We start from the raw sequence: 12,719 nt of genomic DNA on the forward strand, positions 1-12,719 counted from the left end.
GGGGTTCCTGTTCGGAGAAGAGGGGTGAGGAGGAGGGAGGGGTCGGGACGGGACCGTCCGCCGCGGCGACGGACGGCCCCGCCCTGGATCGGTCAGGCGCCCCAGGAGCTCTGGGTGCCGCCGATGCGCTCCTCGGCGAGCTGCTGAGCGCGGCCCGAGTCGGCGTAGGCGCGCATCGGGTCGGCGGGGAGGCCCCGGGTCTCGCGCCAGGCGGCCAGCGCGGGGCGGACGTCCGAGTAGAAGGCGTCCATCAGGATCCCGTTCGCACCGAGCACGTCGCCGGCGAGCTGCGCCTGCTCGAGCTGGTCGCGGTCGACGAGCAGCGCGCGCGCCGTCATCTCCTGCACGTTGAGCACGGAGCGGATCTGGCCCGGGATCTTGTCCTCGACGTTGTGGCACTGATCGAGCATGAACGCGACCGGCGAGTCGGGGCCGAAGCCGCCGCCGCGGACCACCTCGTGGAGGATGCGGAACAGCTGGAAGGGGTCGGCCGCGCCGACGATCAGGTCGTCGTCCGCGTAGAAGCGCGAGTTGAAGTCGAAGGAGCCGAGCTTCCCGAGGCGCAGCAGCTGCGCGACGATGAACTCGATGTTCGTGCCCGGCGCGTGGTGGCCGGTGTCGAGGCAGACGAGCGCGCGGTCGCCGAGCGCGGCGACGTGGGCGTAGGAGGTGCCCCAGTCCGGCACATCCATGTGGTAGAACGCGGGCTCGAAGAACTTGTACTCGAGGACCATCCGCTGATCGGCGCCGAGGCGCTCGTATACCGCGGCGAGGGAGTCGGCGAGGCGATCCTGGCGACCGCGGATGTCCTGCTGACCGGGGTAGTTGGAGCCGTCGGCGAGCCAGATCTTGAGGTCGCGCGATCCGGTCGCGTCCATGACGTCGATGCAGGCGAGGTGGTGGTCGATCGCCTTCTGGCGGATCACCGGGTCGGAGTGCGTCAGCGAGCCGAACTTGTAGTCGTCGTCCTGGAACGTGTTGGAGTTGATCGTGCCCAGCGCGACGCCCTTCGAGGCGGCGAAGGCGCCGAGCGCGGAGTAGTCGTCGACCTCGTCCCAGGGGATGTGCAGCGCCACGGTCGGCGCGAGTCCGGTGAGCTCGTGAACGGTCGCCGCGTCCGAGATCTTCTCCTCGATGGTGCGCGGGGTCCCCGGAGTGGTGAAGACCTTGAAGCGGGTGCCGGCGTTGCCGAAGGCCCACGAGGGCAGCTCGATCGCCTGCTGCTCGAGCCGGCTGAGGAGATCGGGGGAGAGGTCGGTCACGGGCGGATCCTTCGAGACGGCGGTGGCGGAAGGCGATGGATGAATCGTTTCATCGCTCGGCAGCGACCCTAGTCGCCCCGTCCACCCGGTGTCAAAGAACTCGGCCTCCGGCGGTCCGGGCGGGGAGGGGATGGCCTACCCTCGGGCCCGGGGCTCCGAGCGTCGGACCCGACCCGACAGGAGGCGGATCCGCTGTGGCCGTGAGCATCCGGGACGTCGCCGCCCGCGCGGGCGTCGCCGTCGGCACCGTGTCGAACGTCCTCAACGGGCGATCGAGCGTGAACGCCGACACCGTCCGCCGGGTGCAGGACGCGATCACCGAGCTCGGCTTCGTGCGCAACGACGCCGCCCGCCAGCTCCGCGCCGGCCGCAGCCGCAGCGTCGGCCTCATCGTCCTCGACGGGGGGAACCCCTTCTTCGCCGAGCTCGCCCGGGGCGCCCAGGCACGGGCTGCGGAGGCCGGTCTCGCCGTCCTGCTGGCGAGCACCGACGGCGACGCGGAACGCGAGGGCGCCTACCTCGACCTCTTCGAGGAGCAGCGGGTGACCGGTGTCCTCCTCTCGCCGCAGGGTGAGAACCCGACGCGGCTCGCCCGTCTCCGATCGCACGGCATCCCCTGCGTCCTGGTCGACAGCGAATCGGACGACCCCGCCGTCTCCTCGGTCTCGGTCGACGACGTCGCAGGGGGGCGCCTCGCCGCGGAGCACCTCCTCGGTCTCGGTCGCCGCCGCCTCGCCGTGATCGGGGGTCCGGAGTCGATCCGGCAGGTCGCCGACCGCCTGGCCGGTGCACGCGCGGCCGTCGCCGCCGTCGAGGGCGCGGTCCTCGAGGAGATCCCCACCGACGCGCTCTCGGTCCTGGCGGGCAGAGAAGCCGGCCGGGCTCTCGCCGAGCGGGACGCGGAGGATCGCCCGGACGCGGTCTTCTGCGCCAACGACCTGCTCGCGGTGGGGGTCCTGCAGGCGCTCGTGCTCCTCGGCCGGGTCCGCGTCCCCGAGGACATCGCCCTCATCGGCTACGACGACATCGCCTTCGCGACCGCCACGGTCGTGCCGCTCTCGAGTGTCCGGCAGCCGAGCGCGCTCCTCGGCGCGACGGCCGTCGAGCTCCTCCTCGAGCGGGAGCCGCGTCAGGTGCGCTTCCAGCCGGAGCTCGTAGTGCGCCGGTCGTCGGGCGGTCCTGACTCCCTGGACGAGCGGTAGGGGCGGCGGAGCCGGCTCAGCCCCGCCCCGCCTGCAGCCGGAGCCCGGCCAGCAGCAGGTCGAGGCCGGAGCGGAACACGTCGAGGTCGTCGTGCGTCGCCATGACGTCGGCCGCGTGGTGGCCGAAGGGGAACTCCTCCGGATCGAGGGCGCGCCAGCGGTCGGCCAGGTGCTCGAGGAACTCGCCCCTCTCCATCCCGCTCTCGAGGAACTCGCGGGGCGGCGGCTGCGCCAGGTCGGCCGCGACTCCGACGACGTAGCTGACGATGGACGACACGGCGTGGAACCGCTGCCGGGGCGTCAGGTCGAGAGCCATGAGCTGCTGCCCGAGGCGCTCGTACATCGCCATCGAGTTGGGCTGCACCCCGGTCGTGCGGAGCATGTAGAGGCCGAACCAGGGTCGGCGGACGCACTCGTCGAAGAGGGCCAGTGCGACGGCGCGGACGTTGTCGATCGGGTCCGGCCCGTGGATGAGCGGCTCGCTGTCGGCGAGGACCCGACCCATGATCTCGTCGGTCGCCCGCTCCAGCAGCTCGTCGCGGCTGCCGACGTACCAGTAGATGCTCGCCACGCCGCCGCCGAGTCGGGCCGCGAGCGCGCGGAACGTGAGGGCCGACTCCCCGGACTCGTCGAGGATCGCGATCGCCTCGGCCAGCACGGTGTCGAGCGAGTGCGACGCTCGGCGGCGGCCCCGGGCGGGGGAGGGCGCGGCAGCGGTCTCCGTCGGGCGATCTGCAGGCATGGCTTGCATCTTACCGAACGGCGTTCCATACTATCGAACGCCGTACGAGAGTCGAACGGCGTTCGATAGGAAGGCGCCTCGATGTCCGCTCCGACGACCACCTCCGCCGAGTCCCGCGCTCACACCTCCCTCCGCTCCGCGGCACTCCCGCTCGCCGCGCTCTGCCTCGCGTTCTTCGTCGAGATGGTCGACAACACGCTGCTCTCGATCGCCCTCCCGACGATCGGACGCTCACTCGACGGCTCGACCGCCGGACTGCAGTGGGTGACCGGTGCCTACTCCCTGACCTTCGGCGGGCTGCTGCTGACAGCCGGGTCCGCCGCCGACCGGTTCGGCCGCCGCCGCGTGCTCCTCACCGGCCTCGCCGCGTTCGGGCTGATCAGCCTCGCCGTCGTCCTCGTCACCGACATCGGCCAGTTGATCGCCCTCCGCGCGGCGCTCGGCTGCGCCGCGGCCGCCATGGCGCCCGTCACGATGTCGCTGGTGTTCCGGCTCTTCGACGACGAGAGGCTCCGCATGCGGTCGATCACGATCGTGATGATCGTCGGGATGTCCGGCATGGTCCTCGGCCCCCTCCTCGGCGGCTCGATCCTCAGCACCGTCAGCTGGCAGTGGCTGCTCGTCGTCAACGCCCCGATCGCGCTGCTGGTCTGGATCGGCGTGCGCCTCGGAGTCCCCGCGGACCGGCGCGCCGACCTCACCTCCGGTCGGCTCGACCTGCCGGGGACCGCCCTCACCGTCGCCGCGGTCGGGCTCGGCTGCTACACGCTCACCAGCGGAGTCGAGAACGGCTGGCTGTCGCTCCTCACGATCGCCTGCGCCGCGGGCACCGTCGCCGCCGTCGCGGGATTCGTCGTCCGCGAGCGCCGCGCCGTCTCGCCCATGATCGACCTCGCGATCTTCCGCGCCGGCCCCGCGCGGGGAGCGGCGCTCACGCAGCTCGGCGCCTCGGTCGCCTTCGCGAGCGTCCTGTTCGGCCTGATCCTGCACTTCCAGTACGCCTACGGCTGGAGCCCGGTGCGCGCCGGCCTCGCGAACCTGCCCGTCATCGTCACGATGCTCGCCGCCACTCCGATCACCGAGCGCCTCGCCGCGAAGCTGGGGCACCGCGCGGCCTGCCTGATCGGCACCGGGCTCCTGGTCGGCGCGCTGCTCGGGATGTCCTGGGCGGTGGACCGGGGCTACCTCGCGATCGCCGTGATGATGGTCGTGATGACGGTGGGCCTGCGGACGATCATGACCATCTGCGCCGTCGCCCTCGTCGAGGCGATGCCCGCGAACCGCACGTCGATCGGTGCGGCGCTCAACGACACGGCCCAGGAGATCGGCACCAGCATCGGCACGGCCGTCGTCGGCACGCTGATCGCCGCACTGGTGGCGACCACCCTCCCGGCGGGCGCGTGGAGCGCAGACCTCGTCCGGAGCTTCTTCGCGGGTGAGCGGGTCGCCTTCCTGGTCGTGGCGGTCCTCGTCGGCGTGATCGCGACGATCGGCTCGCTGTCCCTCAGCGACTCCCGCTCCACCGAGGAGCCGGCGGCGGCCTAGTCCATCGGGTCGCGCCGGGCGTCCTCGAGGTCGGCGATGTCCGTGTACTCGAGGAAGTCCAGCGGCGGGATGTCCGTCATCTCCTCGCTCCACGAGGGACGGGCCGGCTGCATGCGGCGCGTCTCGAGCTCGATGTGGGCGATGACCTCCGCGTCGTCCGGCTCCTCCACCTCGCTGCTGTCGAGCGGCACCGACCAGAGCTGGCTCGCCGGCCCGATCAGCAGGTGGGCGTAGGCGCGGCCGCCGCCCTCGGCCAGGACAGGCACCGAGACGACGCGCCGACGTAGCCGGAGGCGGACCAGAGGGCGCCGAGGACACCGGTGACGAACGCCAGACCGGCGGCGGGGGCCGAGGTGAGCTCCTGCAGGGGGCCGCGGATCGTGTCGAGGACGTCGGCGGAGACGAACCCGCCGAGCAGGTCGAGGACCGTCGAGGTCGTCGTCTCGGCCTGTCCGAACAAGCCGAGGATGGACACGATCGCGAGCAGGCCCGGGAAGAGGGCGAGCACGGCTTAGTAGGTGAGGCCGGCCGCGATGTCCGTGCACTGGTCGGCGCCGAACTCGCGGAGCGTCTTCTTGAGGACGTAGCCCCACGAGCGCTTGGTGACCTCGGTCGGTCCGTCGGGCTTGCGGGAGTCGTCGGGGTCGGGCGCGGTGCGGTCGCGCTCGGTGCTGGTCTGGGCCACGGTCGTCCTCCATCTCGAGCGTCTGCGGATCGTCGGGGACGGAAGGACCGCCTGCGATCGCTCCGAGCCCCGACGACGCCGTGCTCGCCACCGACCGTAGGAGCGCCGGACGCTCAGGGCAGGACGGTTGACAGCCGCCCGTCGAATCCGGTGGGAGGCGTTCCGCGGTGGCGCCCGCGCTCAGAGCTGCGCGAGCAGCCTCTCGCACGCCTGCTCGCAGCGGCGGCAGGCCTCGGCGCAGATCCTGCAGTGCTCGTGCATCCCGGCGTGCTGCTCGCAGTCGTCGGCGCAGGCGCGGCAGGCCAGGAGGCAGGCCTCGACGAGGGCGCGGACGGCCGCGGATCCGACGACGCCGCGGCGCGAGAGCACGGCGCCGGTCGCGGCGCACACGTCGGCGCAGGCGAGGTCGGTGCGGATGCAGTGGACCAGCTCGGCGACCGACTGCTCGCCCAGGCACGCGTCGGCGCAGGCGGTGCAGGTGAGCGCGCAGGCGCCGCACGCGTCGATGCACTCGGCCAGGACCTCCGGATCGACGCCGCGCAGCTCCTCGGGGTGGCTCCGGATCATGTCGCTCGTGCTGCTCATGGCGCGTCCTCTCGTCGTGACCCCGGCGGGATCGGTCCGGGCGACGCTACGGGCCCTCCCGCCGCGGGGCGAGGCCTGGCCAGGCACCGCAGCCGGTGATAGCCGGGCCGTCAGCCCCTCACGACGAAGGCGTCGTGGATCAGGTTGCCCCCGGTCGCCGCCGGATTCCGTGTGCTGCCGCGGGTGATCGTGACGGTGTGGGTGCCGGCGGGCAGGGTCCCGCTGGTCCAGACGGTCTGGGCGGAGCGGGTGGTGGCGCTGTAGCGGTCGACCGAGGCCACGAGGACGCCGTCGAGGCGGACCTCGTCGATCCCGGACGTGCTGGACCGGCGGCTCACCCACGAGACTCCGGTGCCGGTGAAGCGGAGGGTGGCGGAGGCGCCCCCTGTCGACGAGAAGGAGACGCCTCCGCCGCTGTCCGCGGAGGAGGAGGTCGTGGACCAGGTGCCCGTGACGGCGACGGCCGGCGAGCCGTTCTGGTGGGTGCCGGCTCCGACGGCGGCGAGCGGCGTCGCGGTGGCGGTCGGCGTCGAGGTCGGCGCGGCGGTCGCGGTCGGCGCGGGGGTCGCGGTCGGCGTGGGCGTGGCCGTCGGCGCCGGAGCGGCGGCCCTCTTCGCGAGCACGATGGACGCCGTCGCTCCCTTCAGCCCGCTCGGCCGGAACGTGATCGTCGTCGCGGTGCTCGTCCTGCTCGTCACGCTCAGGGCGGCGCTCGAGGACACCGTGCCCGCGGTCGGCCGCGCGAGCGTCACGGTGAGCGCGCTCGTCGAGACCTGCGTCGGGTCGACGGTCGAGACGGTCACCGTGTCCGCGTCCTCCCGGATCGAGACCAGTCCGGCGCCGGTGATGCTCGCGACCCGGGTGCCTCCGACGAGGACGGGGCTCGTGGTCCCGGCCTTCCACGACACGGCGCTCACGGTGCCGGTCGAGCGGTCGCGGGCGGCGCTCAGCTGGGGTGTGTTGCTGAGCACGGTCACGTCCGGGTCCGCCGCGTACGCGGCGGTCGCCGCCTCGGAGGCGCCGGGGAGGACCGTGTACTCGTAGGAGGCGCCGGTCGGGTTCGTGCCGTGGCTCGTCGTGAGGGAGTAGTAGTGGCCGGTCACCGGCGCCGTCGGACCGGCGGCGCTCACGGCGCTCCAGGCTCCGGTGCGGGTCCGTCCCTGCGCGGTCAGGGCGATCGGCGACGGGAAGACGTAGCCCACCGACTCCGCGGAGCCGGTGATCGAGGCCCAGCGGGCGGTGCTCGTGTCGGTCGCCTCCGCACCGCGGAGGACGCCGTCGACGCGGAGCCTCGCATCGGGAGCGACGTCGCGGCGGTCGTCGATCACCGTCTCCGCGCGCCGGCGCGCCCCGTCCCAGCCGGTCCCGGACATGTCGGTCGCCGTGATCCCGGAGCCGAGCGCGAGGATCTCGTCGTCGAAGGTGAACCAGGCCTTCTTCGCGACCAGGCTCACCGACGCCGCGTCGAAGTCGAGCGCCGCGATCCCCGTCCGCCGCGACGGGCTCTCGAGGCTCCCGGTGAAGGTCGTCGTCGGGCGGGACGACGCGCCCTCGCCCGCGCTCCGGACGATCGTGTCCTCGGTGGTGCCGGGCATCCGGTACGGGTTCGCCGTGGCCCAGTAGCCGTCGTCGTACTGGCGCCCGCTGCCCAGGTGGAGCGAGGTCGCGCCGTCGCCGGTGTACCAGCCGCTGCGGTTCTCGCCGTTGAGCGACTCGTAGCGGGCGATCCGCGTGCTCGACAGGCCGACGGCGAAGCCCGAGGTCGCCGTGGTCCGCGTGAAGCGGTCCATGCCGGCGAAGGCCCGGACGCCCGAGCCGATCGGGGTCGCGGTCAGGCCCGTGTCGGCGAGGACGAGCCGCGCGCGCACGACGTCGCTGACGGATCCGGCCGTCTCGATGCTCACGGGGCTGCCGGCGTTGCAGGCCAGCCAGCTCTTCGCCAGCGAGTTCGTCCGGGTCCGGACCGCAGGCGGGGCGCTGTCGGCGAGGCGCAGCACCGCCGCCTGCAGCTGGACGCCGACATCGCCGTCCTCCGACTCCGCCCGCGCGGTCTCGCGGCCCCGGACCGTCGACATCACGGCGCCGCACCAGGTGACGGGGGCGAAGGAGGAGGCGAGCCGGTCGTACACGCCGAGCCCCTCCGGGCTCGTGATCTCCCAGCGGGAGCCGTCGAGCAGCGCGTACAGGTCGTCGAGGGTGTCGAGCATCGAGAGCCCGTACCCGCCGCTGTAGGCGAAGACGCTGTGCTGCACGAAGGAGCCGTCGGCGTGGAAGCCGTCGCCGGACGCCACCGTCCGCAGCGCCGGGTCGATGCCGGCGGCCGCCTCCGCGATCTTCGCCGGCTGCTTCAGCAGCACCGCCCGCCCGGCGATGACCGCCGCCGTCCAGACGCGGTTGGCGCCGGTCCGGGTGACGGTGTCGGCGAAGCGCGTCGAGGCCGACAGGTAGGCCTGCACCTGCGCCGCCGAGAGGTCGGGGTAGAGGAGGGCGGTGATGCTGTTCAGCTCGAGCGGGATGCCGATCTGCTGCTCCCACCAGCGGGAGGTGCCGGTGGTCGAGCGGTTGTAGCGGTTCGCCGAGAGCCAGTCGGCGGTCGTGACGACGTCGCGGAGGAGCGCCGGGTCGCCGCTGAGGGCGGTGCCGGGGGTCTTCAGCGCGGTCGCGAGGACGGTGACCCGCTTGTAGGCGGCCCACACCTCCACCGCCGAGGTGCTCGTGACCAGGTCGGGCCAGGGCTCGCCGCCGTCCGTCTCGAGCGTCGACCAGTAGCCCTCGGCCTCGGCGACGAGGCGGCCCTTCGCCGCGGCGAGGCCGCCGACGCTCCCGCTGCCCGGGATCGTGCCCGTCAGATCGGCGACGAGGCCGAGGCGCATCGCGTCGTACTCGTCGCCCGCCGAGTCGACGGCGGACGCGGTCGGCGCGGCGGCGAGCGGGAGGATCAGGGCGGTCACGAGCAGGAGCGCCGCAGCGAGCGGGCTCCCGCGCCGGGGCGCGTCGGATCGAGAGGGTCGGTTCGTCTCCGCGCGCGATCGGCGGAGGGGACGCGGCTGGGTGGGCACGGGCGCTCCTGAGGCGACGCCCACGAGCCTGCGGGCTTCGGGTGCTCGCGGGTCGCCGGGGGAGCGTCGGGTGAAGAGTAGGGGTCCGCTCCGTCCGGCGGCAAGAGACGGAGGCGAGGACGGCCGGGATCGGCCGTCGACGATGCTCCCGGCCGCGCGATCCGCGACAGCTGCACCCCGTGAGGGGTACAGAGGCGCCGAAGGTCCCCCACCCGTCAGGCGGGGCGATACGGTCGGAGGTGCGTGTGCGCTCCGGGGAGTCCCGGCGCGGCGCGCAGGGGGAAGGGGGCACGGATGATCGAGGCCGAGCAGGATCCGCGGCTGGTGGCGCTCGAGGCGCTCGAGATGATGGGGTCGGCTCCGGAGGAGCGCTTCGACCGGATCACGCGGATGGCCGAGGAGCTGTTCCGCGTGCCCGTGGCCGAGATCCACTTCCTCGACGACACCACGCTGTTCACGAAGTCCCCGCAGCGTCCGGACGCCGTGCTCGCCTACCCGCGCGCCGGCACCTTCTGCGACGCGACGCTCGAGAAGCGCACCACCTTCGTCGTGCCGGACCTCGGTGCCGACGAGGCGTGGGTCGGGCACGAGCACGTCGCGGGGTACCCGCACGTCCGCTTCTACGCCGGGCGGCCGCTGTCGGTCGAGGGCGACCTGCAGCTGGGCACCCTCTGCCTCATCGACTTCGTGCCCCGGAGCCTCACCCCGGACGAGCGGCAGCTGCTCGAGGAGTTCGGCGAGTGGGTCGAGCGGGAGCTGCGCGACACGGCGGAGCGCGACCGCGCCGCCGACATGCAGACGCAGATGGCTCCCTCCTCCCTCCACCACCCCGCCGGCTACGAGCTCTCGGGGCTCTCGCTGCCGCGGTGGACGATCACCGGCGACTTCTACAGCTGGCGCGGCGACGACGAGACGGTCGACCTGACCCTCGTGGACGTGATGGGCAAGGGGACGGCGGCGGCGATCGTGGCCGCGTCGATCCGCTCTGCGTTCCGGGCGCGCCTGGGCGGCGACCCCGACGCGGTCGTCAGCGCGGTGAGCGCCCAGCTGCACGACGACTTCACGGCCACGGAGACCTTCGCGACCCTCTTCCACGGGCGCCTCGACACCGCGTCCGGCCGGATCGACTTCGTCGACGCGGGCCACGGGCTCACCGTCCTCCTCCGCGCCGACGGCTCGTTCCAGCGGCTCGCGGCACTGGGCCTCCCGCTGGGCATCGCGGAGGACGGCGGCTGGATCACCCAGACCGTGGAGCTCGCGGTCGGCGACTCGCTCCTGGCCTTCACCGACGGCGTCCTCGACCTCTACGACGGGACGCTGCAGTCCCTAGCGCGCGCGGTCGACCTCGCCCGCGACTCCGCCGACACCGCCGCGTTCCTGCAGGCGCTGAAGGCGCTCGCCGCCTCCGGCTCCGCGTCCGACGACATCACCGCCCTCGTGCTGACCCGCACGGGCGCCGACCGCTCCGCCGAGAAGGACCCCGCATGACGTTCACGACCGAGACGACCGCCCCCGACATCGCCGTGCTGCGGGGGGAGGGGCGGCTCAACGCGGCCTCGGCTCCGGAGCTGCGCTCGGCCGTCCGCCGGGCGATCGACGAGGGCAGCCCCCGCATCGTCGTCGAGCTCAGCGCGGTGACGTTCATGGACTCCTCCGGCCTCGGCGCCCTGGTCGGCGCCCTCAAGACCGCGCGGCAGGCGGGCGGCGACCTGCGGATCGCAGCGCCCAGCGAGCAGGTCGTGATGGTGCTGCAGCTGTCCAACCTCGACCGGGTGCTCACCCTCTTCGACACGGCCGGCGACGCGTACCGTGACTGAGCGCAGCGTCGGGTTCCGCACGCCCCCGGACGACACCGAGGTCGTCCACGAGATGCTCGCCGAGCTCTGGGGCGAGTGCCCGGACCTGCCGGCCCGCGACCGAATGGCCGTCGAGACGGCGCTGGTCGAGCTGGTCGACAACGTCATCCAGCACGCGACGTCGACGACGACGATCGTCTGCCGCCTCGTCGTGCGCGTCGAGGGCGACGCGATCCACGCGGAGCTGGTCGACACGGCCGATCCGCCGGACATCGGCACGGGGCCGCGGGAGATGCCGGACGTCTTCGCGGAGTCGGGCCGCGGGCTCGCCCTCATCCAGGCGCTGACGACCACGTTCGAGCACGAGCGCTCCGACGGGCGCAACGTCTGGACCCTGACCCGGGCGCTGGACTCCTAGCGACTGGCGCGGATCAGCGGATCGTGTGCGCGGTGATGACCGCGGCGGCACGCGCCAGGTCGTCCGCCATGCCGTTCAGCCCGGGGGAGGCCTTCAGCACCTCCGCGCTGACCTCGTCGTAGCGCTCGTCCACCTGCGCGAGCAGCTGCTCCCCGGAGGCGGTGAGGCGCAGCAGGACGCTGCGGCGGTCCTGCGGGTTGGCGAGCCGGTCGACGTGGCCGGCGGTCGCCAGCCGGTCGAGGAGCGCGGTCACGGCGCCCGTCGAGAGGGAGAGCTCGAGACCCAGCCACTTCGGCGTGAGGTCGGGCGACTCGCCGAGCACCTCGAGCGCGGTGAGCTCCGAGATGCCCACGCCCACGCCCGCGGCGATGCTCGCGCGGAGGTGCCGCTGCGCGTTCTCGAGCAGGCGGAGCGACTGCCGCAGCTGCACGGCGGGCGCGTCCTGGTCGACGTCGCGCGGGGTCGGTCTCTCGGTGGTCATTCGTCCTTCTCGGGGTAGGGCTGGGGTCATCGTACGGGTCGCCCTCGGGAGTCCCGGCCTGTCACCCGGACAGGGGGTGAAAGAACGATTGCAATGTATCTTGGTCATCAAGTAACTTAGCGGTCAATCGAGTTCGGCGGACCACCAGCCGGACCCTCCCCCTTCAGCACCAGCCCGCCCCACCCGATCAGGAGTCCTGCCATGTCGACCCACACCGCCAAGTCCAAGCGCGTCCGCTTCGCCCCCCTCGCCATCGCGACGAGCATCGCCGCCGCCGCTCTCCTCTCCGTCTCGATGTCCGGCACCCTGTCCGGCTTCGTCGCGAGCATCTCCAACACCGGCAACACCGCCGCCTCCGGCTCGCTCGTCATGGAGGAGAAGTCGACCGGCGCCAGCCCCATCACCTGCCTCAGCACCGACGGCGGCTCGATCAGCACCAACACCGCGACCTGCGCGACCATCAACAAGTTCGGCGGATCGACCACGATGGTCCCCGGCCAGACCGTCACCACCGCGATCACGCTGAAGAACACCGGCACCGTCGCCGCCAACACCTTCACGCTGACCCCCGGCGCCACCTGCTCGCAGAGCAACAACGTCGCGGCCGGCGCCTCCGGCTCCGCCACCGACTTCTGCGGCAAGCTCAACGTCGTGATCACCTCCGGCGGGACCACCGTCTTCACGGGCACCGCCGCGACCCTCGCCGGCTCCGCCGTCAAGACCCTCAACACCGCCCCGGTCACCCCCGGCACCTCCACCCCCTTCTCCATCGCCGTGACCCTCGACTCGTCGGCCACCAACGCCTACCAGGGCCTGTCCGCCTCGCTCCCGCTCACCTGGACCTTCGCGAGCTGATCCCCTCTCCACCCGGCCCGGAGCGCCCCCGCGCGACGGGCCGGGGGAGGAGCGTCCCGCAGCGCTCCTCCTGCACCGCCCCCGAGAAC

The 12,719-nt window shown here is 73.0% G+C and carries 14 protein-coding genes; 6 read left to right on the top strand and 8 right to left on the bottom strand.

Annotation, left to right across the window (positions count from 1 at the left end):
- Positions 1-92: 92 nt before the first annotated feature.
- Entirely contained in the window at positions 93-1,262 is a 1,170-nt protein-coding gene (gene rhaI / locus C5C59_RS13150; RefSeq protein WP_104239616.1) for an L-rhamnose isomerase, read from the bottom strand.
- A gap of 194 nt (positions 1,263-1,456) precedes the next feature.
- On the opposite strand from rhaI, the gene C5C59_RS13155 reads away from it, so the two are divergent.
- Positions 1,457-2,464 (top strand): LacI family DNA-binding transcriptional regulator, encoded by a 1,008-nt coding sequence (locus tag C5C59_RS13155; RefSeq protein ID WP_104239617.1) that lies wholly within the window; start codon positions 1,457-1,459, stop codon positions 2,462-2,464.
- Between the two features lie 16 nt (positions 2,465-2,480).
- Here the strand turns inward: C5C59_RS13155 and C5C59_RS13160 are convergent, their stop codons facing one another.
- Positions 2,481-3,206, bottom strand: coding sequence for a TetR/AcrR family transcriptional regulator (locus tag C5C59_RS13160; protein ID WP_219812506.1), 726 nt, complete (start codon positions 3,204-3,206; stop codon positions 2,481-2,483).
- 81 nt (positions 3,207-3,287) lie between these two features.
- On the opposite strand from C5C59_RS13160, the gene C5C59_RS13165 reads away from it, so the two are divergent.
- Positions 3,288-4,751 carry an MFS transporter gene (locus C5C59_RS13165; RefSeq protein WP_104251289.1) on the top strand — a complete coding sequence of 488 codons (1,464 nt, stop codon included), beginning with the start codon at positions 3,288-3,290 and terminating at the stop codon, positions 4,749-4,751.
- Here the strand turns inward: C5C59_RS13165 and C5C59_RS13170 are convergent.
- The 5 genes from C5C59_RS13170 to C5C59_RS13185 form a co-directional block, all read right to left on the bottom strand.
- Positions 4,748-5,017 carry a hypothetical protein gene (locus tag C5C59_RS13170; protein ID WP_104239608.1) on the bottom strand — a complete coding sequence of 90 codons (270 nt, stop codon included), beginning with the start codon at positions 5,015-5,017 and terminating at the stop codon, positions 4,748-4,750. The genes C5C59_RS13165 and C5C59_RS13170 overlap by 4 nt on opposite strands.
- Positions 4,969-5,259, bottom strand: coding sequence for a YihY/virulence factor BrkB family protein (locus tag C5C59_RS17610; protein ID WP_258062778.1), 291 nt, complete (start codon positions 5,257-5,259; stop codon positions 4,969-4,971). Before C5C59_RS17610 ends, C5C59_RS13170 begins: the two co-directional genes overlap by 49 nt.
- Positions 5,260-5,262: 3 nt before the next feature.
- Positions 5,263-5,436, bottom strand: a complete 174-nt coding sequence (locus C5C59_RS17615) for a hypothetical protein (RefSeq protein WP_258062779.1) — start codon at positions 5,434-5,436, stop codon at positions 5,263-5,265.
- Between the two features lie 180 nt (positions 5,437-5,616).
- Complete coding sequence (locus C5C59_RS13180) at positions 5,617-6,021, bottom strand: four-helix bundle copper-binding protein (RefSeq protein WP_104239607.1); 405 nt, start codon at positions 6,019-6,021, stop codon at positions 5,617-5,619.
- Between the two features lie 110 nt (positions 6,022-6,131).
- Entirely contained in the window at positions 6,132-8,972 is a 2,841-nt protein-coding gene (locus tag C5C59_RS13185; RefSeq protein WP_146082903.1) for a polysaccharide lyase 8 family protein, read from the bottom strand.
- Positions 8,973-9,374: 402 nt separating this feature from the next.
- On the opposite strand from C5C59_RS13185, the gene C5C59_RS13190 reads away from it, so the two are divergent.
- From C5C59_RS13190 to C5C59_RS13200, 3 genes are read left to right on the top strand one after another with little or no spacing between them, the layout of a single operon-like run.
- Entirely contained in the window at positions 9,375-10,568 is a 1,194-nt protein-coding gene (locus C5C59_RS13190; protein ID WP_104239605.1) for a PP2C family protein-serine/threonine phosphatase, read from the top strand.
- Positions 10,565-10,897 carry an STAS domain-containing protein gene (locus C5C59_RS13195; protein WP_104227127.1) on the top strand — a complete coding sequence of 111 codons (333 nt, stop codon included), beginning with the start codon at positions 10,565-10,567 and terminating at the stop codon, positions 10,895-10,897. Before C5C59_RS13190 ends, C5C59_RS13195 begins: the two co-directional genes overlap by 4 nt.
- On the top strand, positions 10,890-11,294 hold the full coding sequence (locus C5C59_RS13200) for an ATP-binding protein (protein WP_104239604.1): 405 nt from the start codon (positions 10,890-10,892) through the stop codon (positions 11,292-11,294). Before C5C59_RS13195 ends, C5C59_RS13200 begins: the two co-directional genes overlap by 8 nt.
- A gap of 13 nt (positions 11,295-11,307) precedes the next feature.
- Here the strand turns inward: C5C59_RS13200 and C5C59_RS13205 are convergent, their stop codons facing one another.
- Positions 11,308-11,775, bottom strand: a complete 468-nt coding sequence (locus C5C59_RS13205) for a MarR family transcriptional regulator (protein WP_104224277.1) — start codon at positions 11,773-11,775, stop codon at positions 11,308-11,310.
- A gap of 201 nt (positions 11,776-11,976) precedes the next feature.
- Here C5C59_RS13205 and C5C59_RS13210 point away from each other — a divergent pair, with 201 nt between their 5' ends.
- Positions 11,977-12,630 carry a hypothetical protein gene (locus C5C59_RS13210; protein ID WP_104234050.1) on the top strand — a complete coding sequence of 218 codons (654 nt, stop codon included), beginning with the start codon at positions 11,977-11,979 and terminating at the stop codon, positions 12,628-12,630.
- Positions 12,631-12,719 lie beyond the last annotated feature (89 nt).

This window comes from Rathayibacter sp. AY1F4 (assembly GCF_002931775.1).
Lineage (GTDB): Bacteria > Actinomycetota > Actinomycetes > Actinomycetales > Microbacteriaceae > Rathayibacter.

What these genes read in the sequence shown, in the direction of transcription:
- C5C59_RS13160 (WP_219812506.1), bottom strand. Translation starts at nt 3,206, where the DNA reads ATGCCTGCAGATCGCCCGACGGAGACCGCTGCCGCGCCCTCCCCCGCC.
- C5C59_RS13165 (WP_104251289.1), top strand. Translation starts at nt 3,288, where the DNA reads ATGTCCGCTCCGACGACCACCTCCGCCGAGTCCCGCGCTCACACCTCC.
- C5C59_RS13180 (WP_104239607.1), bottom strand. Translation starts at nt 6,021, where the DNA reads ATGAGCAGCACGAGCGACATGATCCGGAGCCACCCCGAGGAGCTGCGC.
- C5C59_RS13190 (WP_104239605.1), top strand. Translation starts at nt 9,375, where the DNA reads ATGATCGAGGCCGAGCAGGATCCGCGGCTGGTGGCGCTCGAGGCGCTC.
- C5C59_RS13195 (WP_104227127.1), top strand. Translation starts at nt 10,565, where the DNA reads ATGACGTTCACGACCGAGACGACCGCCCCCGACATCGCCGTGCTGCGG.
- C5C59_RS13205 (WP_104224277.1), bottom strand. Translation starts at nt 11,775, where the DNA reads ATGACCACCGAGAGACCGACCCCGCGCGACGTCGACCAGGACGCGCCC.
- C5C59_RS13210 (WP_104234050.1), top strand. Translation starts at nt 11,977, where the DNA reads ATGTCGACCCACACCGCCAAGTCCAAGCGCGTCCGCTTCGCCCCCCTC.